Genomic DNA, 23,828 nt, shown 5'->3' on the forward strand with positions numbered 1-23,828 from the left:
ATGCGCTGGGAAGTCGTCGGTTGGGGCGCGCTGGCGCTGCTGCTGTTCGCGGCCGAAGCGCTGGCGCCGGGTGCGTTCATGCTGTGGATCGGCATTGGCGCGGCGGCGGTGTTCGTACTGGTTGCGGTGTTCAGCGACATTCCGCTGTTGTGGCAGGTGATCGCTTTCGTCCTGCTGAGTGTGGTCTCGATCCAGTGCTACCGGCGCTGGGGGCGGCCGCGGGCACGACCCAGCGATGCGCCGTTGCTCAACCGCCGTGCCGAGCAGCTGGTCGGCCGGGAGGTGGTACTGCAGCAGGGCATCGTCGGTGGCCAGGGACGGGTCAGCATTGACGATGCGTCCTGGCAGGTGAGCGGTCCGGAGTTGCCTGCAGGTACGTGGGTGCGGGTGCGCAGCGTGCAGGGCACGGTGCTGGTGGTCGAGGCCATGGCCCAGGGCTGAGGCTGCGGTGGTTTGGCCGCGTCCGCGGGTCGTCAAGGCCAGCGGGCGCGGTCGCATGAGGCGTGCTTGCAGATGGCCGCTGCGCTGCGGCACGCCTGCGGGCGACCGATCTGGGATAATGGGGATTCTTGTTTCCTCTGCTGCCGGACCCGGTCATGACCCAGAAGACGCTGCTCAACGATACCCACCGCGCCCTCGGCGCCAAGATGGTCGATTTCGGGGGTTGGGACATGCCCATCCACTACGGCTCGCAGCTCGACGAGCACCACCTGGTGCGCCGCGAGTCCGGTGTGTTCGACGTCAGCCACATGACCGTGGTCGACCTGCGCGGTGACCAGGTCAAGTCGTTCCTGCGCCGCCTGCTGGCCAACTCGGTCGACAAGCTGAAGGTGACCGGCAAGGCGCTGTACTCGTGCATGCTGAACCCGCGCGGCGGCGTCATCGACGACCTGATCGTCTACTACCTGGGCGACGACTTCTTCCGCATGGTGGTCAATGCCTCCACCCGCGAGAAGGACCTGGCCTGGCTGCGCGAGCAGGCTGCGCCGTTCGGCGTCACTGTCGAGCAGCGCCCGGACCTGGCCATCCTCGCCGTGCAGGGACCGCAGGCGCGCGACATCGTGATCGGCCTGGCCCGCGAAGCCGACCGTGCAGCGTTGACCAAGCTGGGTCGCTTCGCCGCCCTGCAGGTGCAGTCCGATGACGGCGTCGAGCTGTTCGTCGCCCGCACCGGCTACACCGGTGAAGATGGTTTCGAGATCCTGCTGCCGCAGGACGCCGTGGTCGCCTTCTGGAACCGCCTGCTGGCGGCGGGCGTGAAGCCGGCCGGTCTCGGCGCACGCGACACGCTGCGCCTGGAAGCCGGCATGAACCTGTATGGCCAGGACATGGACGAAGAGATCAGCCCGTACGAAGCGGCGCTGGCCTGGACCGTGTCGCTGGACGAAGGCCGCGACTTCATCGGCCGCGACGTGCTGGAAGCGCAGAAGGCCGCCGGCACCGCACGCCAGATGATCGGCCTGGTGATGGACGAGAAGGGCGTGCTGCGCCACGGCCAGGCGGTGACCACCGCGGGCGGCCAGGGCGAGATCCTGTCCGGCACCTTCTCGCCGACCCTGGCCAAGGGCATCGCCTTTGCCCGCGTACCGGCCGGTGAACTCGGCGAGGTCACCGTCGATATCCGCGGCCGGCAGGTGCCGGTGCGCGTGGTCAAGTTCCCGTTCGTGCGCGAAGGCCAGGCCCAGCCCGGCGTGCTCGCCGACGCCTGATCCGAAACTGCCGATCGTCACTGACAGCAGTGGCGGCCGGTTGGTTACACTAGCCCCGTTTTTTCCACCCCTGCATATCTCTGGAGCAGTCCCATGAGCGAGATCCCCGGCGACCTCAAGTTCCTCAAGTCCCATGAGTGGGCCCGTGTCGAAGGCAATGGCCGTGTCACCGTCGGTATTTCCGACCACGCCCAGGGCCTGCTGGGTGACCTGGTCTACGTCGAACTGCCGGAAGTCGGCGCCGACGCAAAGGCTGGCGAGCAGATCGCCGTTGTCGAGTCGGTGAAGGCCGCCTCGGACGTCTACAGCCCGATCAGCGGCAAGGTCGTCGAGGTCAACTCGGCGCTGTCCGACAAGCCGGAAACCATCAATGAAGATGCCTACGGCGAAGGCTGGATGTTCGTGGTCGAACTGACCAACGCCGAAGAGCTCAACGAACTGCTGGATCCGGACGCGTATGCCGAAGCCCTGGAAAACGACGACCACTGAGTCGTCACTTCCGGGTTCTGGAACGGCCACCTTCGGGTGGCCGTTTTTGTTTTGGCGAGTGCGTCGGACTCATGACGGCGGGTTCGCTCTGCACCCTCGGCGTGGCATCAGCCGACAGACGAACGGTGCCGATCGGCGTGCGCAGTTTTGCGCAAATCCGCGTTTCCGCCCCGCGCCGAAGCGATCAGATGTGAAAACTTTTTGCCCCCCGTTGCGGCCCCGTTGTGCTGGCGTTGGCGACGGTGCCGGTGACCATCGGTGATGCACGTGCTCTGTTGTCCGGAACATGTGCCTATCTTCGCAGAGTGCTTATTTCAAGTGTTTTTTGTTCAGAGAGTGCATCGACGTCGTCGCATGCGACGCGCGTGCGCGCCGCTTCAATGGTCGTTGCAGGGCGCGCACGACGGTGGCGCGGGCGGCGTCCGGAATGGCGCGGATGTGAAAATTTTTCGCGGGGGTTGTTGACAGTAAAAAAAACCGTGATTAGGTTTCGCCTCAGCAGACCTTGCCTGCCCAACCGAGTGCGCAGAATCAATCGTCCGATGCGAAGCAGCCCCTTCAAGACCACCGCGACCCTGATGACGGTGGACATGGCCCCGCTTCCCCCGGAGAAATGCAAGGCAACTCCCGTTCCGATGTCCGCTCCGCCGATCGAGGCGGGCATTGCCGCATCCGTAACGGCGCGCCTGACGCGCCGGCGGTCCCCGCACGCAGCATCCGCGGGTTTGATCCACCTGGGCGTTTCAACTCCCTATCACTGACGAGGAGCCATCCCATGGCAACCAAGAAAGCTGCGAAGAAGAAGCCCGCCGCCAAGAAAGCGGTGAAGAAGGTCGCGAAGAAGGCCGCTGCCAAGAAGGCAGTGAAGAAGGTCGCGAAGAAGGCGACCGCCAAGAAGGCAGTGAAGAAGGCTGCGAAGAAGGTCGCCAAGAAGACCACTGCGAAGAAGGCAGTGAAGAAGGCGGCGAAGAAGGTAGCCAAGAAGTCCACTGCCAAGAAGGCCGTCAAGAAGACCGCGAAGAAGGCCGTCAAGAAGGTAGCCAAGAAGGCCACCAAGAAGACTGCCAAGAAGGCAACGGCCCGCAAGCCGGCCAAGAAGGTCGCGAAGAAGGCGACTGCCAAGAAGGCCGTCAAGAAGACCGCCAAGAAGGCAGTAAAGAAGACCGCGAAGAAGGCCACCAAGAAGGCTGCCCCGAAGAAGGCAGCGAAGAAGGTTGCCAAGCGCAAGCCGGCCGCCCGCAAGAAGAAGGCCGCTCCGGTCGCTCTGCCGGCAACCCCGGCGCCGCTGATCTAAGTACTTCCCGATAGCCGCATCCTGAAACCCCCTTCCCTGGCTGCCCAGCGGGGAGGGGGTTTTTTTATGGGCCGCTTGTAGGGTCGAGTCATGCCCGACTGCTTTTCTGACGGTCGACGCTAGCGGAGCGGCGCCGGTGGAAAGCGCTCCACCAGGAAGTCCAGGAAGCTGCGCAGACGGGTCGAGTGGTAACGGTCGTGTGCGTAGACCACGTGCATCGGCCGACCGGTCTGGCCATGCTCCGGGAACAGCTGCACCAGGCGCCCGGCGTCGACGTCGGCAGCCAGCAGCAGTGCCGACTGCAGCACGATGCCCAGCCCATGCAGCGCCGCCGTACGCAGCGCTTCGCCGTTGTTGATCTGCAGCCGGCCGTCGGGCACACGCTCGAGCCCGCCAGCATCGGCCTGCAGCCACTGTGCGAGTGCGCTCGGTTCGAAGGACAGGCACTGATGCAGGGCGAGGTCGCCCAGGTGGCGCGGCGTGCCATGCCTGGCCAGGTACGCCGGTGATGCGCACATCATCAGGCGATACGGTGCCAGTGCACGCGCCACCAGCATGCTGCTGTCGGCCAGCGTGCCGATGCGCAGGGCCGCTTCGAAACCCTCCTCGGCGAGGTCGACCACGCGGTCGGTCAGCGTGGCTTCGACCCGGACCTCCGGATGGCGCGCCATGTATTCGGCCAGTGCCGGTACCAGCGCATGCGTGCCGAAGATCACCGGCGCACTGATGCGCAGCGTGCCCGCTGGTGCCAGCTGCTGGTGCTGCGCCTGCGCGTCGGTTTCTTCCACCAGCCGCAGGATCTCGCGGCAGCGGGTGTAGTAGTCCTCGCCGAAGGGCGTCATGTGCTGGCGCCGGGTGGTACGGCTCAACAGCTGCATCCCCAGCCGTGCTTCCAGCGCACGCAGGTGCTTGCCGGCCATCGTCGCCGAGATATCCATTGCTGCCGCCGCAGCGCTGAGGCTGCCCTTGTCCACGATCAGCACGTAGACCTGCATGCTCTCCAGCAGGTTCATCTGACACCCCGGGTGTTGAATGCTGAAACCTGCGCGGAGTTTATCAATCAGGGGTGATCAAACAGCATGCACTGCACGGGCCGGATGTACCGGCTGGCTGATTGGGAGAACATCATGGATCTGGGTCTTGAAGGGCGTACCGCGCTGGTCACCGGGGCGGGCAGTGGCATCGGCGCCGGTGTTGCCAGATTGCTGGCATCGCAGGGAGTACGCATCGCGATCAGCGCACGACGTGCGGAACCGCTGCAGGCGCTGGCCGCCGGGATCGAAGCCACGGGTGCGCCGGCGCCGATCATCCTGCTCGGCGATGTCACCGATGCTGGAGACGTGAGCCGGCTCGCCCATGCGGCGCTGGCAGCGCTGCAGCGCGTCGACATCCTGGTCAACGCAGCCGGTGGCTCGCGGCCCACCACGGTGGACGCCGCCGACGATGTCTGGGAGGAGGCGTTCGCACTGAACTTCTCCGCAGCGCGGCGGCTGACCCAGGCGTTGTTGCCGGCGATGCAGGCACAGGGCTGGGGGCGGGTGATCAATTTCAGCGGCTCGATGGAGCCGCGCGCGGTGAACGCGGCCACGGCGGCAAAGGCCGCGCTGCATCTGTGGGGCAAGGGGCTGGCCTCCGAAGTGGCCGGGCAGGGCATCACGGTGAATGCAATTGCACCGGGACGTATCAACAGCGCGCAGATCCGCGATCGCCTGCATCCTACCGAGGAAAGCCGGCGTGAGTTCATCGCACGCAACATTCCGATCGGGCGTTTTGGTGATCCGGAGGAGGTGGCGCCGCTGGTGGCCTTCCTGGCCTCGCCCTTGGCCGGCTACATCACCGGTGCGGTGATTCCGGTGGACGGCGGCATGCACTACTTCGCGCATTAGCCCTCCGTTTGTGGCGTCGAGCACGGCTCGACTCTACAAGAGCCAACAAAAAGGGCGGCCCGCAGGCCGCCCCCTTCCATTCGTGGTCGAGCCCGCCAACTCAGCGCGGCGAGGCCACCGCACGGTTGCTCGAAGCACCCTTGCCCTTGCGCTTGTCCTGCTGTGCCGGGCTTGCGCCCTCGGCCATCAGGTTGTCGCTGCCGAAGTCGGTGTCCACGTCCAGCCAGCGCTGCGTCGGCAGGCCGAGTGCGGAATCGAGCACGGTCGGCAGCAGGCCGCTGGGCAGGCCGCTTTCGCCGTTCCACATGATGGCGATGCCGAGATCGCGTTCCGGCACCAGCGCGACCAGGCCGCGATAGCCCTGCACGGCACCGGCATGGAACACCACGTCGTGGCCGGCGTAGTCGAAGGTGCGCCAGCCCAGTGCGTAGCCGGCCGAATGCAGGCGCTCGCGGCGCCAGCCCGAACGCATTTCGCCCGGGGTGTTGATCAGGCTCGAATGCAGGGTGGCCAGCAGCGGTGCCGGCAGCACGTCCGGGCGATGGCCGGTGTGGGCCAGCAGCCACTGCGCCATGTCGCTGGCGCTGGCGTTGACGCCGGCGGCCGGGGCGACGCGGTAGTAGGTCGGCTTCGGTGTCAGCGACACCCAGCCATTGCGGCTGCGCACGTGCGGACGCGCCCAGCGCGAGCTGGCCTGGATACCGGCCAGGCCGAGGCTGGCATCGTTCATGCCCAGCGGCTTGAAGATGCGGCGCTCGACCGACTGCTCGTAGAAGCTGCCGGAGGCGGCATAGACGACGTCGCCGATCAGGCTGAAGGCCACGTTCTGGTAGGCGTAGCAGTCGCCCGGCAGGCACTTCAGGCTGGTGTTGGCCAGCTTCTGGGTCAGCGAGTAGTACTCGGCGTTGCCTTCGATGTCGCGGTCGTAGGCGTTGTACGGCAGGCCGACGCGGTGGCTGAGCACGTCGGCCACGGTCAGGCGATCGGTCGCTTCCGGCGAGTTCAGGCGGAAGCCCGGCACGTAGTCGGTGACCTTGCTGTCCCAGCGCAGCGTGCCGTCGTTGACCAGCAGTCCGGCCATGGTGCCGGCAAAGGCCTTGGACAGCGAGGCCAGGCGGAACACGGTGTGGGCGTCGACCGGCAGCGGGTTGTTGACGTCGGTAACGCCATAGCCACGCGCGCTGAGCACGCGACCACCCTGCACGATGGCCACGGCCATGCCGGGCACGCGTTCGCCATAGGTGAGCTGCTGCGCCATCGATTCGATGTTGGCCACGTTGAAGCCGGCCGCCGGCAGCTGCACCTGCGGCTCCAGGCCGGTGCGGTAGGCGGCGGGCTGGGTGTGGGCGACGGCGGTGGCGGCGGATTCGATGTTGGCCGGCATCGGCGGCAATGGCGGCGGGGTCTGCGCGGTGGTGGACAAGGCAACGGGCATCAACATGCCCAGCAAACCGGTGGCCGCCGAACGGATCGGACGACGCAGGCTGTTCTTTTTCATCGTGGAGACCCGTGCGCGACTGCTGATGGCGATTCTAGCGCCGCTTTTCCCTTGTGCACAAACAAAGCGAAGATGAATGCGCATCTCGTTGAAAAAGTTGGAATTTTGACGCCCCGAAAGCATGTATCGGAACGTGTCGTACGGGAGGGGCCGTGACACTGCGTTGCAGCCTTCTGCATGGCTGCTGCTGGCGATGTTGCAGTGCATTGGCTAACGTACGCGCTTCACCGCCCCGGAGCCTGCCATGCCGCTGTCCAACCGCCGTCTTCTGGCGAGGGACGCCGCGTGAGCGCGGTGAAGGGCAAGGGGCCGCTACGTGGGCTGACGGCGGCACTGCGTGAGTCGCCGGCGCTGTGGTGGTCGTTCCTGTACTTCTTCTGTCTGCTCAGCGGCTACTACGTGCTGCGCCCGGTGCGTGAGGCGATGGCTGCCTCGGCCGATCTGGAGACCGTGTTTCCGCCGATGCTGATCGCCTGGTTCGCCAGCCACGGCATCGCGCTGAAGGACTTCGTCCTGCAGTTCCTGTTCTCCTGCGTGTTCGTGATCATGCTGGTGCTGCAGCCGGTGTATGGCTGGCTGGTCAGCCGCTTCCCGCGGCGGGTGTTCCTGCCGGCGGTGTATGGCTTCTTCATCGTCACCCTGCTGGGCTTCTACGCGCTGTTCGACAGCAACGTGCCGGGGCGCGGCATGGCCTTCTTCCTCTGGGTGATGGTGTTCAACCTGTTCGCGGTGGCGGTGTTCTGGAGCTTCATGGCCGACGTGTTTTCCAACGCGCAGGCGCGGGCGTATTACGGCTACATCGGCGCGGCTGGCACCGTCGGCGCGTTCCTTGGCCCGCTCATCACCAGCGCGCTGGCACAGCGTGTGGGCATCGCCAACCTGATGCTGGTGTCTGCGGGTTTCCTGATTGTCTGCTTGTTATGCATCTGGCGGTTGCGGCACTGGGCGGTGCTGCGCGAACGCGAGCAGCAGCTGGTCTCGGGCGAGAAGCCGATGGGCGGCAGCGTGCTTGACGGCCTGAAGCTGATCGCACGCGAGCCGCTGCTGCGCTGGCTGGCGGTGCTGGTGGTGTTCGGCGTGGGCGTGGGCACCCTGTTGTACAACCAGCAGGCCAGCATCGTGCGCGCGGCCTTCAACGACCCGGCTGCCAGCACCGCGTTCTTCTCGCGCATCGACCTGGCGGTGAACGCGCTGACACTTCTGTTGCAGTTGAGTCTGACTCGCTGGCTGTTGTCGCGCCACGGCATAGCCCCGGCCCTGCTGATTCCCGCGTTCGCCATCCTGATCGGCTTCTCGGTGCTGGCCGCATCGCCGCTGCCGATGATGGTGGCGGTGGTGCAGGTGCTGACCCGGGCCAGTGAATTCTCGCTCTTCAAGCCGGCACGCGAAACCATCTACACCCGCGTGGACCGCCAATGGCGTTACAAGGCCGGTGCGGCCATCGACACGGTGGTCTACCGTGGTGCCGACCTGAGCTTCACCTGGGTGCACAAGGGCTTGTCGCTGTTTGGTTCACATGTGGTGTTCATCGGTGGCGTGGTGGCTGCCGCGTGCATGACCGCTGCCGCATTCGGTGTGCTGCGCGAAGAAAAGAAGCTGCCGCGCGACCGCTGATCCCGCCCAGTCATTTCGAGGAGAGAAACGATGTCGCTGATCGCGTTGCTGCTGACCGTGCTGGTCGCGGTGCTGCACCTGTACTTCCTGGTGCTGGAGATGTTCCTGTGGACGCGCCCGCTGGGCCTGAAGACCTTCCGCAACACGCCGGAGAAGGCAGAGACCACGCGCGTGCTGGCGGCCAACCAGGGCGTGTACAACGGCTTCCTGGCCGCGGGCATCGGGGTGGGGCTGGTAATCGATCAGCCGGTGCTGGTGACGTTCTCGCTGGCCTGCGTGGTGGTGGCGGGGTGCTATGGCGCCTACAGCGTGAGCCGGCGCATTTTCATGATCCAGGCGGTGCCGGCGATCCTGGCACTGGTGTTGCGAGCGCTCTGAAGTCGGTGCGCGCGGGCAGGCGCCGCCGCTCAGCGGCTGATGGCGCGCATGAAGCCCAGCCACATTGGCACGGCATGCAGCGCCGCACCCAGCACGAACAGGCCCGTCAGCAGGTGTACGCGCCAGTCGTTGATGCGCAGGAAGACGAATTGTTCAAGCGCGCGGCCCACCCAGAACACCGCCATGAAAGCCAGCAGGACCAACCCCAGACGAGTGTCGACCAGGTCCGGGGCAAAGATCAGCGCGATCAGCCCCATTCCCAGGAACACATAGATCACGCGCAGATTGAGGATCTGCATGATCGCGCGGTTGGCCGTGCCGAGCTGGGCGAGCTCGCGTTTCCAGCCGAACAGCCGCCAGAACGCCAGATGGAAGGCGGCAAACCCCAGGCTGTGAATGCCTGCCAGGCGCACCAGTAGTTCAGTGGTCGTCATGGTTGATCAGCCTGTGCGCGGAGGGCGCGGCGATACCCACATTGCGATGATCGCATGGAACACCTCGGTCCCTGCCGCATCGGTCACGCTGACCTTCACGGGCAGGTCGTAGCCGTCCGCAGCACTGACGATGGACAACATTGGCGTCGCCACGGCCTTCAACGTGCCCAAGGCCTTGGCCTGGTATTTCACTTCCATGCCCTTGGGGATCCAGCGCATGTCTGCCGGCAGGCTGGCGTCCACCATCACCCCGCCGACCAGCTCGGCCAGGTTGCACATCGCGATCGCATGTACCGTGCCAATGTGGTTGTTGATGCGGCGGTGCTGGCGGATCACGCCTTCGCAGCGGCCTGGCTCCAGTGCGGTGATGGTGGGCGCGATGCTGGCGAAGTAGGGCGCCTTGAAACACACCGCGCGCGAGAACAGCCAGTTGCCGGCGGGCCAGCGCTGCATGCGGTGGTAAAGCGAGAGCAGGAGCGTGGACATGAGGGGTATTCCGTTCGGCGGATAAAGCGACGGCGGGCCGAGGCCCGCCGTCGAGGCAACGCGTGTCGCGGGCGATCAGGCCGCCTGCGAATGCGGGTCCTTGTGCTGGCGGTCGTAGTAGCTGGCCGCGCGCAGTTCGTGGGTGTCGAAGTCGTCCACGGTGATGGTGTCCAGGGTCAGCGTACGCAGTTCTTCCAGCAGGCTGCGCTCGTCCTGGGTGATCACGCCTTCGGCCACGGCCTCGTCCAGCTGGGCCTTGAAGTCCAGCGCCTCGATGCCCTTGCTCTTCAGCGCCTTCAGGAACTTGCGCTCCACCGGCTCGGCCATGATCGCCTTGCTCAGGTAGCTGTTGATGCGGCCACCCGGGTTGTTCTCGCACGGGGTCAGGAACACGCCACTGGCCAGGCGGTCGCGGGCTTCATTCGGCGCCATCAGCAACGCGGCGACGCGACGGCTCAGGCGGTCGCCCGGGGCCTCGGCACGACGGCCCAGCGGGAAGATCAGTGCCCACATCAGCCAGCCGATCGGACGGATCGGGAAGTTGCGCAGGGCCGCCGACAGCGATTCTTCGATCTTGTGCACGCTGTCATGGAAGGCCCAGGCCAGCAGCGGCTGGTCAGCCTGCGGTGCGCCTTCGTCGTGGTAGCGCTTGAGCATGGCGCTGGTCATGTAGACGTGGCTCAGAACATCGCCCAGGCGGCCGGACAGCGATTCCTTGAACTTCAGCTTGCCGCCAAGGGTCATCATCGAGATGTCGGCCATCAGCGCCAGGTTGGCCGAGTAACGGTCCAGCTTGCGGAAGTAGCGACGGGTATAGGCGTCGCCCGGGGCGGCACCGAAGCGCGCGCCGGTCAGGCCGAACCAGAACGAACGCACGGCATTGGAGATGCCGAAGCGGATGTGGCCGAACAGGCTGCGGTCGAAGTCCTGCAGGCCGGCACGGGTATCCGGATCCTGCGCGGCCTTCATTTCCTTCAGCACCCACGGGTGGCAGAGGATCGCCCCCTGGCCGAAGATCAGCAGGCTGCGGGTCATGATGTTGGCGCCTTCCACGGTGATCGCGATCGGCGCGGCCTGCCAGCTGCGGCCGGCGAAGTTGCGCGGGCCCAGGATGATGCCCTTGCCGCCGATCACGTCCATCATGTCCGAGATCACTTCACGGCTCATGTTGGTGCAGTGGTACTTGGCGATGGCCGAAGGCACCGACGGCACGTCGCCGCGGTCAACCGCGGCGGCGGTGGCCTGCGACAGCGCGCTGATCTTGTACGCCTTGCCGCCGATGCGGGCCAGTGCTTCTTCCACGCCTTCGAAGCGGCCGACCGACAGGCCGAACTGCTTGCGGATGCGTGCATAGGCGCCGGTCACGGCGGCACCGGCCTTGGCACCGCCACTGGCGGTGGACGGCAGGGTGATCGAGCGGCCCACGGCCAGGCACTCGTTGAGCATGTTCCAGCCCTTGCCGGCCATGGCAGCGCCACCGATCAGCTGGGTCAGCGGAATGAACACGTCCTTGCCGCGGATCGGACCGTTCTGGAACGTCGAGTTCAGCGGGAAGTGGCGACGGCCGATTTCAACACCGGCGGTGTCGCGCGGCAGCAGGCCCAGAGTGATGCCGATGTCGCGGGTATCGCCGATCAGGCCATCCGGGTCGTACATGCGGAAGGCCAGGCCGATCAGCGAAGCGACCGGGGCCAGGGTGATGTAGCGCTTGTCGAAGGTCAGCTTGACGCCGAGCACCTGCTCGCCGTTCCACTCGCCCTTGCAGACGATGCCGTAGTCCGGAATGGAGGTGGCGTCGGAGCCGGCGAACGGACCGGTCAGGCCGAAGCAGGGCACTTCGCGGCCATCGGCCAGGCGCGGCAGGTACTGGTCCTTCTGTTCCTGGGTGCCGTAATGCACCAGCAGTTCGCCCGGGCCCAGCGAATTCGGCACGCCGACGGTGGAGCTGACCACCGAAGACACCGAGGCCAGCTTCTGGATCACCTTGTGGTGGGCCAGTGCGGAGAAGCCGAGGCCGCCGTATTCCTTCGGGATGATCATGCCGAAGAACTTGTTCTTCTTGATGAAGGCCCACAGTTCCGGCGGCAGGTCGGCGTGGACATGGGTGATTTCCCAGTCGTTGACCATGGTGCACAGCTCTTCCACCGGGCCATCGAGGAAGGCCTGTTCTTCGGCGGTCAGCTGCGGCTTGGGATAGTTGAGCAGGATGTTCCAGTCCGGATCACCGGTGAACAGTTCGCCCTCGAAGCCGACCGAGCCGGTTTCCAGTGCGATGCGCTCGGTCTGCGACAGCGGCGGCAGCACCTTGCGGAACACCTTCATCATCGGGCCGGTCAGCAGCGGCTTGCGGATGAACGGCAGCAGCAGCGGCACGGCGATGACGGCCAACACAGCGGCCGCGACGATCGTGGCGGTCTGGTTGATGTAGGGAATGAACCAGCAGGCGACCAGCAGGGCCACGCTGATCAGCGTCCAGGTAACCAGCCGCATGCGGTGGTAGGCGACGAACGCGCCTGCCAGCAGCAGGGCGAGGAAGGGAAGAACGATGCTCATGAGCGTGCTCCGGTGACGTGCTCGTTTGTGGCGGACGAAGCCGCAGCGTCTGCTGCGGGCAACACGTCCAGATAGTCCAACACAGTAGCGGTAAAGGCGTCGTTGTCATCGCCGGCGACCATGTGCGTGGCCTGCGGCAGCTGTACATGGCGAGCATGCGGCGCCAACGCCAGGAATTCGGCCACGGTCTGCGGCGTGACCAGGTCGCTGCGACCGCCACTCACCAGCAGCAACGGGCACTTCACCTGGCGCGCGGCCTCGGCCAGTGCGTCCTGGTGCTGTTCGCTGTCGCGGGCCAATTCGGCCACCAGGCGGGGATCCCAGTGCCAGCGCCAGCGGCCGTGGCCGTCTTCGCGCAGCAGTGCACGCAGCGACTGCTCGGATTTGCGCGGACGGTGCGGCATGTACGCCGAGATCACGTCGGCGGCCTGCGTCAGCGAGGCGAAGCCGTCGGGATGGGCGGTCATGAAGGCGAGGATGCGCTCGACACCGGCGGTATCCCAGCGCGGGGTGATGTCGACCAGCACCATCGCCGAGAACAGGCCCGGCCAGCGCGATTCGGCCAGCAGGCCGAACAGGCCGCCCATCGAGGCCGCAACCAGCACCGGCGGGCGCGGCTGTTCACCGGCCAGCACGATGAGGTCATCGGCGAACTGTTCGCCGTGATAGGGCAGGTCGGCGGCATTCCAGTCCGAATCGCCGTGGCCGCGTGCGTCGTAAGCCAGCGTCTGCAGGCCGGCCGCAGACAGGGCACGCGCGGTGGTATTCCAGGCATGACGGGTCTGGCCGAAGCCGTGCGCGAACAGCACCCGGCCACGACGACCGTGGTCGCTGGCAGTGGCGGCGAGGCGGGCACCATGGGCCGCCTCCAGGCGCAGGTCATGGAACGCAGCGGGAGTAGGGGACGTAACCATACTTGCTAGTATGGATCGCTTGTGAGGGAAGTCAATACTGCATCGTATGGTGCGGTGCGGCAGGCCTCCAGGAGCGGCCTTTGACGGTTTCGCCCGCAACGGCGTACTGCAACGAACCCCGGCGTATGGTTAAATCAGCCCATGAATCAACCTGACGCTTCCGCCGGCGAACCGCGCGCCGGCCGCAACAGCCGCCTGAGTGCCGAAGACTGGGCCCAGGCGGCCCTCGACCTGATTGCTGAACAAGGCGTAGGCGCCGTTGCGGTGGAACCGCTGGCGCGGCGACTCGGCGTGACCAAAGGCAGTTTCTATTGGCATTTCCCCTCGCGTGACGCCTTGCTGCAGGCCGCGCTGGAACGCTGGGAACTGTTCGAACAGGAACAGGTGTTCGGCAGCCTGGAAGACGTACCGGACCCGCGTGTGCGCCTGCGCCAGCTGTTCCAGATGGTGGCGCATGAAGTGCAGCCGCACATCATCTACAGCGAGCTGCTGAAGGCGTTGGACCATCCGATGGTGCGTCCGGTGATCGACCGGGTGTCGCAGCGCCGCCTCGACTATCTGATCGCCTCGTTCCGCCAGGCAGGGCTCAGCTCGACCGATGCGCGCCATCGCGCACGCCTGGCCTACGCCGCCTATGTCGGCTTCCTGCAGCTGTCCCTGCAGCTGCAGCAGCCCAAGCAGGCGCGCGAGGATTTTGAAGCCTATGTCGAGCATCTCATCGATACGCTGATTCCGAACGGTTGAACCTGCGTACCTGTACCGACAGCCAGTAATGCGCTGCCCAGCTTGACAGCAATTGCTGGATGATCGAATGTTCAGGATGCCTTCATGGATCTCGGGCGAGGACAGGGATGTTCCACGGAATCAATCAGCAGGCGCTACCGGCCTTCCAGTCGTTGCCCGGCACCAGGGCATACGCAGAGATACAACGGCGCCTTGAGGCCTTTCGGATCGCTTTGAATGCACCCCGGATGCGCTTGTCTGCACATCCGTTGTTGTTTGATCGCAACGACTACGAGCAACTGGTTGACGGCTTGCAGCTGGTTGCATCCGGCCTGCAGCGCGTGGTCGACGAAGCATTGCGCCGGCATGCGCGCAGTGACCTTCTACAGCTGATGGGGGTCGACCCTGCATGGGCACCCCTGGTGGACTGGGAGCAGCTTCGCAGCGGCCAACATCGCGTGATGCGTGCCGATCTGTTGCCTTGCGCCGATGGCATGCGGATATGCGAGCTCAATTTCTCCGCAGCGGTGGGTGGCTTCGAATTGTTCGAACACTATCGAGCGTTCGCCGACGTGCTTGGCTGGGACGCAGAGGGTAGTCAGGCGGTACCGGTAAACAATCTTGCCAGCATGTACGCGCGAAGCATCGTGCGTGAGGGCTACCTGAGCCTACATCTGCTCGACTGGAGCACGCATTCGGCAATGGGTTATCCCAGCGGCGATCTCAGCCGGCAGTGGTTGCGGCGTTCTCTGCCTGGACTGGACATTTCGGTGCATGATGAACGTAGCTGGCGCGATGCGCGGCGCTCAGGCATGGATATGACCAGGACGCTGGTCCATCGTCGCTTTACCTATGACGACGTGCTTTCTGATCACGATGTGTACCTGGGCATCCTTGACAGCGGTGCGAGGTTTTCCAATGGCCTTGAAGCCGAACTGCTGATGAGCAAAGCATGGCTGGCATTGCTGTGGGATGAGGGCTACCGGCAGGTAATGACGCCGATGGAATGGGAGGCAGTACAGCGCTGGGTGGTTCCCACGCATTTCGTCACTGCCGGCGATGTAGCCGCATTGAACGAATCCGACAGCAATATCGTGTTCAAGAAGAAGTACGGCTACGGCGGGCAGGATGTCGTTCCCTCCGGTAGCGCCGCCGCTGCCCTGTTGGCGCGCCGGTTGAGCGCATCTGGAGCAGGCGACTGGGTCCAGCAGCCGATGCTCGATGTTCCGGAACTGGTCCATCTGGACGATCGCGACCTTGGCCTGGCGCCCCATCGCACAGTGGTGGGCGTGTACTTGCATGAGGGCGTGGCCAGCGGTTGCGTTGTGCGATCAGCGGTTGGCAATCGGGTCGTCAATGCCAGCAGTGGCGCCAGCATCGGCTGGGCACCGGTACTGAACCCTGATGAGCGTGGTGCATTCCTGGAGAAATTTTCTGCCTTGGCTTGATTGAATGCTTTTCCAAACGAAAGGAGGACGCTGCATGAGTACGGTATTGGAAGCCTCTCGACTTTCCCGCTATGCGGATGAGTTGAAAACGACCGGCAGTACGTTGATCCCGATGGGCGTTGTGTTTGATGCCTCGACATTGAAGGAGCTTGAAAGGCTCCAGTCGCTGCTGCCTGAAGAAGCCGTCACGCAAGGCGACGCGGGCGACACGCACGACATCTACGTGCGTCGCATCATGGTTGATCGGCAAGGTGAGGTTCCGCAGGTGGTCAATCGCCCGCACTCAGATCAGATCCTGGAGATTCTCAATCGGGAGGAGTGCCGCGACGCACTTGCAGAGCTGTTCCAGTCAAGGGATGCCTTCCATATCCGCCGCGCACAGATGAACCGCATGACAGCGGGTTCCTTCATCGGCCTGCATCTGGATGCTGCCAGCAATCCGGATTATGACTACTCGATGATCATCCAGTTGGGGCGCGACTTCGCAGGCGGTGATTTCGTCGTCCACGACGATGCCGGTGCACGTCATGCCTATGCGGCGACCTACGGCACGGTGCTGCTTACGACCTGCAAATTGCGGCACGAGGTCGCACGGGTGACGGCTGGCGAGCGCAACGCGCTGGTCTATTTCTATTCCCGTCACGATGGCGCCAACCGTCGGCAGGACGCCTGACGTTACGCGGCTTCTGGCGTTGGTTACCGTCGCCAGAGGAAGCGCATCATGCTGTAAGCGTCGTGAGGCTGGAGGGGCGTGTGAGCACTGCGAATGGGCTGCCTTCAAACTCCATTTCCTCCACGATGCTGTAGCCGGCGGCGTTGGCCAGTGCCAGCGCCGATCGGTTGCGGAGATCGGTAATCGCTGAAGTGGCTTCGATCCGAGCAACGCGATCCATCCATTCCAGCACGCCGGCAGTGGCCTCCTGGGCGATGCCGCGTCCCCAGCCACGACGGGACAGTGTGCAGCCGAACTCGGGCAGGCCGGCGGCCTCTCCAGGCAGGTCACGCAGGGTAAGGGCGAAGCCGAGCTCTCCGTAGAATCTTCCATCGTTGCGATGGCGGATGGTCCAGTAGCCGTATCCAAGCATTGCCCAGTGGCCTGCATATCGCAGTATGCGAAGCCAGGTCTCGTGCCGGCTGAAAGGGTGGTCGCGGATCATGCGCAGGACCGCTGGGTCTGACCACATGCTGGTGCAGTCATCGAGGTCATCCCGGCAGTGTGGCTGCAGAATGAGGCGTTCCGTAACTATTCGACGTTGCATGTGAAATGCCTCAGCGGATGAAGGGGACTTGTTCACAGCGAAGCTGGCAACAGGTCGAATGCCAGACTGATACGCGGTCGCGTTCCATGGTATGGCGTTGTGTGATGGAGAAACCAGGAGGGGAAGAGCAACATGTCGCCGCTGCGGGCCACATGGCGATGCGCGTGCGGTTCGCCTGCTGTGTCGATGTCCTTGGGGGCATGCCCAAAGACGAGATCGCCGTCTCCCTCGGCAGAGTTGCCGGCATCGAGGTAAAGCACCCCACTGATGCGGCCGGCGGGATGCAGGTGTGGATCCTGATGTCCTCCATCGCCATGCAGTACCGTTGCCCAGGCCTGCAGCGTCCATCGTGAAGGCAGGCTCAGTCGCCAGGCGTCGAGTGGTGCGTCGAGCGTGCTGTCGTGCAGCTGCAGCAGATGATCGTGGAGTGCACTGCTCACCTGCTGGCCGAACGCGTGAAAGGGGCTCGGCGGCGACAGGTCGAGCATTGCACTTTGAAGGCCGCCAAGAGTGGTTTTGCCCGCTGGCTCCCACCGCAATGACGGCAATTGCAGCACCGCGTCGATCAACCCGCTGGTGTCAAGGTCAGTCCTGATACGCCGCAGCAGAAGCGGGTAGTCCATCAACTTTGGGGCTTCCGGTAGACCCAGCATAGATGCACACAGATAGCGCCCCGTCCAGCAGCGTTGATCGTCTGGATGTTCTGCAAGAAGCGTCAGAAACCGTGCATGGGCCGACGCCGCATCCCCTGCCCGCAGCAGGGCCATGGCTTGGTCTGCAGCCAGATTGATGTTGCCGCGCGAACCCTGCGTAAGCCGTTGGAACAGATCCAGTGCCGGGACATGGTGGCCGGTGCCACTGAGGGCGTTGGCCAAGCTGTGGTGGATGCGGACATCAGTAGGTGACTGCGTTGCAGCCCGTTGCAACCAAGGCAATGCAGCCGCGTGGTTGCCGCGCCGCAACAGGATGACCCCGATGTTGGCGATAGCCGATGCTTCATCTGGCGCGATCTCCACGATGCGCTGGAAGTCTTCCTCTGCTGCGGTCAGGTCGTCTTCATGGGCCAGCAGGGCCGCGCGGCGGCGCAGCGCTGGCAGAAAGTGCGGTTCCATGATGAGCACCCGATCAAGCTGCCGCTTCGCACGTATCCAGTCGCCGATTTCAATCAGCAGCAGAGCCAGCTGGAATGCCAGTCTGGGATGGGTTTGCGCAAGTGGGTCATCCTGCAGGCGGAGCAGAGCCCGATCTTTCTCGCCGGACAGAAACAACATGGCTATCTCGCGCTCCAGTGCCACATCAGGGACATGGTCCAGTGTCTCCATGGATGCTCACTCCCCCAACAGGTCTTGATAAAGCGCTTGGAGATCGTCGGCCGCACGTGCGGCCGAATGCAATGCGCTGTCCTGGTTCCTAGCAATGATCCGCTGGCGGAGTTCTGCAAGTGCAGCCGGGGTGCGAAGAAGTGCTACTGCGCGCTGCACATAGTCACGCCGTCCATTGCAGATCAGGTCGGGCATTCCCAATTGCCTGTTCACACTGCTGCCCAGCCGGGCAAGCGGTAGCTCTCCGGGGCATGTCAGCAGTGGCAGGCCGGCCATTGCTGCATCAATGGCGGTCGCGCCAGCCTGGTAGTTGAATGCATCAAGGAACAGATCGCATGACGCCATGCAGTCCAGGTATTGCTCGGGCAGCATCGGTGACAGCATGCGAAGTCGGGCGCGTTCTCCCCCGAGCGATTCCCACGCCCGCAGAAAACCACGGTGTGCCTGTGGCGCCAGGCAAACCAGCAAGAGCGCATCAGGTACCTCGCGCAGGATTTCCGTCCAGCACTCCAGCAGCGACCTGCTCAGTTTGTGGCTGCTATTGAAACTGGCCACTACCGGCGATGCATCGGGTAGCTGCCACCGTGCACGGTCTCGTCGAGGCGGAGAGCTGGGTTCTGCTGCTGGAAACACGCTACCCGCCAGACGGAAAACTTGGTCGGAGAATGGCCATTGCGAGTCTGCCGGCGCCAGGCTGTGGTCGAGGATGATGCCATCAAGCCACGGCGACTGTTGTCCGGAGAGGTAGCCCAGCCAGCCTAGTTGCATGCGCGCCGGCCGATATGCCAAAACTCCGGGCCGACCTCCGTAAGTTGGGCCGTTGAGATCGATGAGGATATCCAGATCCGCTTCGTGCAGGCGCTTTGTCAGCTCGGCGTCGCTCAGTGAGCCGACATGATCAACGTGCTCTGCGTCGTTGTTGGACGCCGGCTGTCGGCCGGAATCGTACAGATATACTTCGAAGCGGCTTCGATCGTGTGCTGCGAAGAATCCAGTCAACAGGGCACCCACGGTGTGGTGGCGCAGATCACTGGATAGATAGCCGATTCTTGGGCGGCCGCCTCGACGGGTGGCCACTCGCGTCAGCGGTTCCCGGGCGGTCTGGATGGATGCGGCCGCGTGATCCAGCAGCTGCCGGTGCACGTCGTTGCCCAATGGCAGGGTAGCGAAGGTGAAAGGTTGGGGAACGTCGTCAGCGGCGGGCGCGGCCACACGCAACTGCGCGATGAGCCGGGCAACGATCCGATCCATCGCATCGAACTCGCACAGCTGCGCATGGACATGCGCGAGCCAGCACATCACGTCCACACGTGCAGGTTGAAGCTGGTGGAGTTGCGCCAGTGCGTCACGTGCGGATTCCCATTGGCCGAGGTGCTGAAGGCACCGCGCGATATTGATGCGCTCCATCGGTAGCTGGGCGGCTACGGTTTCATAACTGATGATCGCCTCTTCGAACCTGCCCATTTCCTGCAGGACGAGCCCCATGAGATGGTGGGCCTCAAGAAGGGTGGGATCCAGCCCGAGCGCGCTTTGCAGGCTGTCGATGGCGGCCGTCTGTTGGCCTGTGCGTTGCTGCAGGTCACCAAGCAGCATCCATTGCCATCCTTGTGGCTCTGCCGTCGTGATGGCCTGGTGCGCGGGTTCGAGCGCTTCATCTGGACGATTGCTGTCACGCAGGCAGATCGCCAGAGGGGCCCGTGCTGGCTGCCACGCGGTGGATGCCGGATGGATCTGCTGGAACAGTTCTGCGGCGGCCTCTGCATGGCCCAGTTGCATCATGCAAAGCGCTGTGTCGTAGCGAAGCACATCGTCAGCCGGATCCAGTTGCAGTGCTCGCCTGTAGTGCGGCAGGGCGTCATTCAGCCGAGCAGCATAGTGGTACCGGCGGGCCTCTGCGGCCTCATTCACGCACTGCCTCCAAGGCCCAGCCCATGTTCACCCCGCGATACATCAGAGGTTCAAATCCCGAACGCATGCCTTGGGCGTACAGCGCCTCCACCAGAGACTTCATCTCGTCCTCGCTTCGGGTCGCCTGCATGAGCTCCTGCAGGCGGGCGGCTTCCTCTGCAAGTACGGCGCGACCATTCTGAAGGCGTCGCAGCGCAGCCGGTGGATCCTGCGCGACAGAGCCCAGTGCGTCTTGAAGGATGCCCACGCTCCGGCCCAGAACCGGTAGATCGCGCTCAGCCAGCGCACGCTCGACAAGCGCACTTGCTGCCTCGTTGAACGCCAGGCGGGATTGCTCTGCAGTCGTGCTCCCGGAAAGGGAGGAAAGGCCGCTGGCCCTGGCCGAGTCCAGTGCCTGGATCACCTGTTCAGCGCGATCGAAGATGCCGTCGTTCCGTAGTACTTCGGTGATGGCCTGGGCTTGGCGCACTGAGATGCGCGCGATTTCGCTGTGCGTGCTGTGCAGGATCAAGGCGATTCGCCCTCCAGATCCGACCAGCCGGAAAAACTCCTGAAGTGCTGGGGCCTGCGCTGCGTACTCGAACGCATACTGCGATGCAATAAGGTCCACGCTACCGTCGGCCAGTGGAATGGCGTGCATTGGCGTGCGAGGCAGGAACGTGATTTCGGAGAAAAGCTCTCTTCCATCGACGACATTGGAGCGGGGGTCGACATCGGCCAGATCGGTGCCCACCACCTGAAGATCGGGGCGGAACCGATGGATCAAGAGGGCGATGGCGCCATTACCAGTGCCCACGTCAAGCACCCGCGCGCCTTGTGGCAGAGCCGCAGCGTTGCGTTCCCAGAAAAGGCGCAGTTCGCCATCGTAGTTTCCTTCGATGCCGTGACTGCATGAATGAAGCACGCCCGTGCGCCAGAGCTGGGTCCAGTGCGCTGCCTGCGGGAAAGGAGTGGGGTCTGCGCACATTGCAGCGCTTCCGTCATGCATTGTCGGCGGGGCCCGGTGCATGCGTGATGCACCTCGTGGAGAGTTGATGCAGTTGGAAGACTGCCCAAAAGCAGCGACCCGCACAAGCGGGTCGCTGCATTACTGCTGACAGAGGTGGATCAGAAGTTCTGTTCGTAACGCATGTACGGGGTACGACCCCAGATGTTGTACAGGCTGTTGTCGTAGTACGGGAAGGAGTTCAGTGCGTCGTTGAACGGCGGCAACTTGTTGCCGACGTTGCGGACGCCCAAGGTCACCTTGCCCTTCCACGGCGCGTTCCAGGTCAACTGCAGATCGTTGGTGATCCAGCTCGGCAGGCGCGTGTCTTCCGAACCGCTCTTGCCGATGTAGTTGGTGATCGCCGCAATGCTGACGTCGCCGTAGCTCCAGCCCAGGGTGAACTGCGCGCGATCCTTCGGATAGCCGCCGGTGCCCAGCAGATCAACCTTGTCGTTGATGATGGAGGTTTCGGTGAACTCGATCTGATGGGCCCAGTTCAGCCTTGCCATCAGGTCGCCGTAGGTGCCCAGGCTCTGGCGGAAGTTCAACTCGGCATCGATACCACGTACCTTCTTCGAAGCACCGTTGTCGATCGGCAGCTTGATCTGGAACGGGATGCCCGGCAGGACTGCGCCATTCGGTGCGGTGATGTCCGGACCGCGGTCAACGCCATAGCCGGTCTGGCCCGCGTCACCGTAGCGCCATGCCAGCGGACGCGGCACCGAGGTGATCACGTTGTCGATCTGCACATCGTAGTAGTCGACAGCCATCGACAGCGCTTCGGTCGGGCTGAACACGAAGCCGACGTTCCAGTTCTTCGACTCCTCGGGCTTCAGGTTGCGATTCGAGGAAACCAGCCACTGGTACTGGCTGCTGGTGCTGCAGGGATCAACCGGGTACGGCTGGTAACCGGCGTTGCCGGTGGAGGCCTGGACGGCGGCCAGAGCCCTGCATGCAAGTTCATCGCCGCCGTTGTGGCCAATGGCACTTAGCACCGGGCTGTTCAGGTTGGTCGTGGAGTTGGAGCCATACATGTCATCCAGGGTCGGAGCACGGAAGCCCTTGCCCCAAGAACCACGAACCAGCAGCGAGTCGATCGGGCGGAACTCCAGCGATACGCGCGGCGAGAACTTGCTGCCCAGATCGTTGTAGCTGTCATAGCGGCCCGCCACAGTGGCGGTCAGGCTGCTGAACAGCGGGATCAGGGTTTCGAAGTAGCCTGCATAGTAGGAACGCTCACCGCCGGTGCCTGCACCCGCCGAGCCGAACACGTTGCCTGCGGCGCTCTGTGCGTCATAGGCCATGGACAGGCGGTCATCACGGTACTCGAAGCCGGTCACGAAGCTGACGGCGCCTGCGGGCATCTGGAACAGGTCGAAGGAGATGTTGCCGTCGGCCGAGACCGTGCGCTGTTCCGATTCCACGTACACGGTGTGCGCGATCTTCGGAGCTGCAGCTGCCACGCTCGGATGGGTCGGGTCGAACGGGTTGTACTGGCCCGAATCAACCATGTCCTGCAGGATGCTGCCGATGCCGTAGTTGTAGTTCACCGAGCTCTGGCGGACACGGCCATGGCCAACGCCGACTTCCCAGTCGGCACCGCCGAACAGGTCCAGCGTACCGCGCAGGCCGAAGTTGAAATCGCGGTAGGTATCGCGACGGACCGCATCACGGGTACCGAGCGGGGTGAACCGGTAGGACAGAACGCCGTCTTCGCCGAACGGATTGAACGGATTGTCGGCGGCGATGGTCAGCGGACGGCCGCCACCGGCGTTGTCGACCGGGGCCGACGCATACACGCCAACGCTCTTGGTGTCCGATGCGATTGCACGGAAGAAGAACGAGGTGTTATCGGTCAGCTGGTAGTTGCCGTTCAGCAGCAGCGAGTCTCGCGACATCGAGGCTTCGTTGGCCGAGGTCGCGCCATGGTCGAAACCACAACGGGTCGGACTCATGCGAACGCTGTTTTCGAAGGTGTCGCAGTTGGCGATGCTGGCGCTGCCGGTGCGTGCGCCGGAGAAAGTTGCGCTCGAGTTGTACGGGCTGAGGCCCCAGGTCAGGCCTGCATCCGTGACGTACTTCTTGATGTCACGGTTGTACATCAACTCGCGTTCCTGATGGTCGATCACGAACGTCAGGTTGCCGCGGTCGGAACTGATGCCGCCGGACAGGCTGCCGGTACGGCCGGCCGGGCCGATTTCCGGATTTTCATAACCGACGCTGAAGCCAAGGCCCTCATAATCCTTGCGCAGGATCACGTTGACCACGCCGCCGATGGCGTCCGAACCGTACACCGCACCTGCGCCTTCGCGCAGGATTTCAATGCGCTCGACGGCAGCCGTCGGGATCAGGTTGATGTTCTGCGCGCCGCCACCGAGGGTCGGCGAGGATGTCATGCGGCGGCCGTCCAACAGGACCAGCGTGTACTCGGAACCGAGGCCGCGCAAGCTGATGGTGGCTGCGGAACCGGTTGCCGAGCCCGACGACTCACGGGTGGAGCCGAACGAGTTGTAGATGTTGTTGCGAAGGAAGTCCGCAACCGAGATTTCGCCGGAGGTTTCGATGTCCTGGCGGGAAATCACGCTGACCGGGCTGGGGCCTTCAACATCCGTGCGCTTGATGCGCGAACCGGTTACTTCGATACGGTCGAGCTGGGTCGTACCCGCCTGCCCCGACTTCCCTTCCTGGGCACTGGCGGTAGCCGCCGTACCGGCACTTGCGATCAGCGCGAGGACAACTGCATCGCGCAGCTTGCTGGTCTTGCTGTTCATTGGCTCTCTCTCCAAGGATTCTTGGTGGTGCTGCTGAGTGCTTCACGCGGGAGGCGAAAGGCGCCACCAAAACACGTGAAGCTGAGCCGATACTAACTGTCCTTTTCCAATAATTAAAGGGCTGTTAATGACTTGTATGAAATAGATGAAGGCG

22 protein-coding genes are annotated in these 23,828 nt (G+C 64.0%); 10 read left to right on the plus strand and 12 right to left on the minus strand.

The genetic code is table 11. From position 1 onward, the window contains the following. From EKL94_RS12060 to gcvH, 3 genes are all read left to right on the plus strand, one after another. Complete coding sequence (locus EKL94_RS12060) at positions 1-441, plus strand: NfeD family protein (protein WP_126929287.1); 441 nt, start codon at positions 1-3, stop codon at positions 439-441. A 155-nt stretch (positions 442-596) separates the two neighbouring features. Next, positions 597-1,709 carry a glycine cleavage system aminomethyltransferase GcvT gene (gene gcvT, locus EKL94_RS12065; protein ID WP_126929288.1) on the plus strand — a complete coding sequence of 371 codons (1,113 nt, stop codon included), beginning with the start codon at positions 597-599 and terminating at the stop codon, positions 1,707-1,709. A 93-nt stretch (positions 1,710-1,802) separates the two neighbouring features. Next, on the plus strand, positions 1,803-2,198 hold the full coding sequence (gene gcvH, locus EKL94_RS12070) for a glycine cleavage system protein GcvH (RefSeq protein ID WP_010482723.1): 396 nt from the start codon (positions 1,803-1,805) through the stop codon (positions 2,196-2,198). A gap of 292 nt (positions 2,199-2,490) precedes the next feature. Here gcvH and EKL94_RS12075 read toward each other — a convergent pair whose 3' ends face one another. Then, complete coding sequence (locus EKL94_RS12075; RefSeq protein ID WP_126929289.1) at positions 2,491-2,862, minus strand: hypothetical protein; 372 nt, start codon at positions 2,860-2,862, stop codon at positions 2,491-2,493. A gap of 111 nt (positions 2,863-2,973) precedes the next feature. On the opposite strand from EKL94_RS12075, the gene EKL94_RS12080 reads away from it, so the two are divergent. Continuing rightward, a complete protein-coding gene (locus tag EKL94_RS12080; RefSeq protein WP_032130057.1) occupies positions 2,974-3,492 on the plus strand; it encodes a hypothetical protein in 519 nt (172 codons plus the stop codon). Positions 3,493-3,611: 119 nt separating this feature from the next. Here the strand turns inward: EKL94_RS12080 and EKL94_RS12085 are convergent, their stop codons facing one another. After that, positions 3,612-4,505: a LysR family transcriptional regulator gene (locus EKL94_RS12085; protein WP_126929290.1), complete on the minus strand. Its 894-nt coding sequence runs from the start codon at positions 4,503-4,505 to the stop codon at positions 3,612-3,614. Between the two features lie 114 nt (positions 4,506-4,619). Here EKL94_RS12085 and EKL94_RS12090 point away from each other — a divergent pair, with 114 nt between their 5' ends. Beyond that, positions 4,620-5,378 (plus strand): SDR family NAD(P)-dependent oxidoreductase, encoded by a 759-nt coding sequence (locus EKL94_RS12090; protein ID WP_126929291.1) that lies wholly within the window; start codon positions 4,620-4,622, stop codon positions 5,376-5,378. 100 nt (positions 5,379-5,478) lie between these two features. Here EKL94_RS12090 and EKL94_RS12095 read toward each other — a convergent pair whose 3' ends face one another. Continuing rightward, on the minus strand, positions 5,479-6,876 hold the full coding sequence (locus EKL94_RS12095) for a serine hydrolase domain-containing protein (protein WP_126929292.1): 1,398 nt from the start codon (positions 6,874-6,876) through the stop codon (positions 5,479-5,481). 285 nt (positions 6,877-7,161) lie between these two features. Between EKL94_RS12095 and EKL94_RS12100 the strand changes: the two genes are divergently transcribed. Together EKL94_RS12100 and EKL94_RS12105 are read left to right on the plus strand one after the other, a co-directional pair. Continuing rightward, entirely contained in the window at positions 7,162-8,490 is a 1,329-nt protein-coding gene (locus EKL94_RS12100; RefSeq protein ID WP_126929293.1) for an NTP/NDP exchange transporter, read from the plus strand. Between the two features lie 30 nt (positions 8,491-8,520). Then, positions 8,521-8,868 carry a DUF1304 domain-containing protein gene (locus EKL94_RS12105; protein WP_126929294.1) on the plus strand — a complete coding sequence of 116 codons (348 nt, stop codon included), beginning with the start codon at positions 8,521-8,523 and terminating at the stop codon, positions 8,866-8,868. A 29-nt stretch (positions 8,869-8,897) separates the two neighbouring features. Here the strand turns inward: EKL94_RS12105 and EKL94_RS12110 are convergent, their stop codons facing one another. The 4 genes from EKL94_RS12110 to EKL94_RS12125 all read right to left on the minus strand — a co-directional run bounded on the left by EKL94_RS12110 (position 8,898) and on the right by EKL94_RS12125 (position 13,255). Next, positions 8,898-9,302 (minus strand): hypothetical protein, encoded by a 405-nt coding sequence (locus EKL94_RS12110; RefSeq protein WP_126929295.1) that lies wholly within the window; start codon positions 9,300-9,302, stop codon positions 8,898-8,900. A 6-nt stretch (positions 9,303-9,308) separates the two neighbouring features. Beyond that, positions 9,309-9,788 (minus strand): hotdog fold domain-containing protein, encoded by a 480-nt coding sequence (locus EKL94_RS12115; RefSeq protein WP_126929296.1) that lies wholly within the window; start codon positions 9,786-9,788, stop codon positions 9,309-9,311. Positions 9,789-9,863: 75 nt separating this feature from the next. Next, positions 9,864-12,341, minus strand: coding sequence for an acyl-CoA dehydrogenase (locus tag EKL94_RS12120; protein ID WP_126929297.1), 2,478 nt, complete (start codon positions 12,339-12,341; stop codon positions 9,864-9,866). After that, positions 12,338-13,255 carry an alpha/beta fold hydrolase gene (locus EKL94_RS12125; RefSeq protein ID WP_126929298.1) on the minus strand — a complete coding sequence of 306 codons (918 nt, stop codon included), beginning with the start codon at positions 13,253-13,255 and terminating at the stop codon, positions 12,338-12,340. The genes EKL94_RS12120 and EKL94_RS12125 overlap by 4 nt, the downstream gene beginning before the upstream one ends. 141 nt (positions 13,256-13,396) lie before the next feature. Here EKL94_RS12125 and EKL94_RS12130 point away from each other — a divergent pair, with 141 nt between their 5' ends. The 3 genes from EKL94_RS12130 (at position 13,397) to EKL94_RS12140 (ending at position 16,099) form a co-directional block, all read left to right on the plus strand. Continuing rightward, a complete protein-coding gene (locus EKL94_RS12130) occupies positions 13,397-13,999 on the plus strand; it encodes a TetR/AcrR family transcriptional regulator (RefSeq protein WP_046987072.1) in 603 nt (200 codons plus the stop codon). Positions 14,000-14,106: 107 nt separating this feature from the next. After that, positions 14,107-15,426, plus strand: coding sequence for a hypothetical protein (locus tag EKL94_RS12135; protein WP_126929299.1), 1,320 nt, complete (start codon positions 14,107-14,109; stop codon positions 15,424-15,426). A 34-nt stretch (positions 15,427-15,460) separates the two neighbouring features. Continuing rightward, entirely contained in the window at positions 15,461-16,099 is a 639-nt protein-coding gene (locus EKL94_RS12140) for a 2OG-Fe(II) oxygenase family protein (RefSeq protein WP_126929300.1), read from the plus strand. 46 nt (positions 16,100-16,145) lie between these two features. On the opposite strand, the gene EKL94_RS12145 is transcribed toward EKL94_RS12140, so the two are convergent. The 5 genes from EKL94_RS12145 to EKL94_RS12165 form a co-directional block, all read right to left on the minus strand. Next, positions 16,146-16,685: a GNAT family N-acetyltransferase gene (locus tag EKL94_RS12145; protein ID WP_126929301.1), complete on the minus strand. Its 540-nt coding sequence runs from the start codon at positions 16,683-16,685 to the stop codon at positions 16,146-16,148. Positions 16,686-16,717: 32 nt separating this feature from the next. Continuing rightward, positions 16,718-18,007 carry a putative 2OG-Fe(II) oxygenase gene (locus tag EKL94_RS12150; RefSeq protein WP_126929302.1) on the minus strand — a complete coding sequence of 430 codons (1,290 nt, stop codon included), beginning with the start codon at positions 18,005-18,007 and terminating at the stop codon, positions 16,718-16,720. A 6-nt stretch (positions 18,008-18,013) separates the two neighbouring features. Beyond that, positions 18,014-19,915 carry an O-linked N-acetylglucosamine transferase, SPINDLY family protein gene (locus EKL94_RS12155; RefSeq protein ID WP_126929303.1) on the minus strand — a complete coding sequence of 634 codons (1,902 nt, stop codon included), beginning with the start codon at positions 19,913-19,915 and terminating at the stop codon, positions 18,014-18,016. Continuing rightward, on the minus strand, positions 19,908-20,882 hold the full coding sequence (locus EKL94_RS12160; RefSeq protein ID WP_185830022.1) for a class I SAM-dependent methyltransferase: 975 nt from the start codon (positions 20,880-20,882) through the stop codon (positions 19,908-19,910). Before EKL94_RS12160 ends, EKL94_RS12155 begins: the two co-directional genes overlap by 8 nt. Positions 20,883-21,022: 140 nt before the next feature. Further along, complete coding sequence (locus tag EKL94_RS12165; RefSeq protein ID WP_126929305.1) at positions 21,023-23,674, minus strand: TonB-dependent receptor plug domain-containing protein; 2,652 nt, start codon at positions 23,672-23,674, stop codon at positions 21,023-21,025. Positions 23,675-23,828 lie beyond the last annotated feature (154 nt).

This window comes from Stenotrophomonas maltophilia (assembly GCF_003970865.1).
GTDB lineage: Bacteria > Pseudomonadota > Gammaproteobacteria > Xanthomonadales > Xanthomonadaceae > Stenotrophomonas > Stenotrophomonas maltophilia_AR.

Bases quoted from the DNA above. Each gene is read 5' to 3' on its own strand.
- EKL94_RS12115 (WP_126929296.1), bottom strand. From the start codon at position 9,788: ATGTCCACGCTCCTGCTCTCGCTTTACCACCGCATGCAGCGCTGGCCC.
- EKL94_RS12075 (WP_126929289.1), bottom strand. From the start codon at position 2,862: ATGCCCGCCTCGATCGGCGGAGCGGACATCGGAACGGGAGTTGCCTTG.
- EKL94_RS12060 (WP_126929287.1), top strand. From the start codon at position 1: ATGCGCTGGGAAGTCGTCGGTTGGGGCGCGCTGGCGCTGCTGCTGTTC.
- EKL94_RS12135 (WP_126929299.1), top strand. From the start codon at position 14,107: ATGTTCCACGGAATCAATCAGCAGGCGCTACCGGCCTTCCAGTCGTTG.
- EKL94_RS12095 (WP_126929292.1), bottom strand. From the start codon at position 6,876: ATGAAAAAGAACAGCCTGCGTCGTCCGATCCGTTCGGCGGCCACCGGT.
- gcvH (WP_010482723.1), top strand. From the start codon at position 1,803: ATGAGCGAGATCCCCGGCGACCTCAAGTTCCTCAAGTCCCATGAGTGG.
- EKL94_RS12165 (WP_126929305.1), bottom strand. From the start codon at position 23,674: ATGAACAGCAAGACCAGCAAGCTGCGCGATGCAGTTGTCCTCGCGCTG.
- EKL94_RS12125 (WP_126929298.1), bottom strand. From the start codon at position 13,255: ATGGTTACGTCCCCTACTCCCGCTGCGTTCCATGACCTGCGCCTGGAG.
- EKL94_RS12110 (WP_126929295.1), bottom strand. From the start codon at position 9,302: ATGACGACCACTGAACTACTGGTGCGCCTGGCAGGCATTCACAGCCTG.
- EKL94_RS12160 (WP_185830022.1), bottom strand. From the start codon at position 20,882: ATGTGCGCAGACCCCACTCCTTTCCCGCAGGCAGCGCACTGGACCCAG.
- EKL94_RS12120 (WP_126929297.1), bottom strand. From the start codon at position 12,341: ATGAGCATCGTTCTTCCCTTCCTCGCCCTGCTGCTGGCAGGCGCGTTC.
- EKL94_RS12130 (WP_046987072.1), top strand. From the start codon at position 13,397: ATGAATCAACCTGACGCTTCCGCCGGCGAACCGCGCGCCGGCCGCAAC.
- EKL94_RS12080 (WP_032130057.1), top strand. From the start codon at position 2,974: ATGGCAACCAAGAAAGCTGCGAAGAAGAAGCCCGCCGCCAAGAAAGCG.
- EKL94_RS12085 (WP_126929290.1), bottom strand. From the start codon at position 4,505: ATGAACCTGCTGGAGAGCATGCAGGTCTACGTGCTGATCGTGGACAAG.
- EKL94_RS12150 (WP_126929302.1), bottom strand. From the start codon at position 18,007: ATGGAGACACTGGACCATGTCCCTGATGTGGCACTGGAGCGCGAGATA.
- EKL94_RS12140 (WP_126929300.1), top strand. From the start codon at position 15,461: ATGAGTACGGTATTGGAAGCCTCTCGACTTTCCCGCTATGCGGATGAG.
- EKL94_RS12145 (WP_126929301.1), bottom strand. From the start codon at position 16,685: ATGCAACGTCGAATAGTTACGGAACGCCTCATTCTGCAGCCACACTGC.
- EKL94_RS12105 (WP_126929294.1), top strand. From the start codon at position 8,521: ATGTCGCTGATCGCGTTGCTGCTGACCGTGCTGGTCGCGGTGCTGCAC.
- EKL94_RS12090 (WP_126929291.1), top strand. From the start codon at position 4,620: ATGGATCTGGGTCTTGAAGGGCGTACCGCGCTGGTCACCGGGGCGGGC.
- gcvT (WP_126929288.1), top strand. From the start codon at position 597: ATGACCCAGAAGACGCTGCTCAACGATACCCACCGCGCCCTCGGCGCC.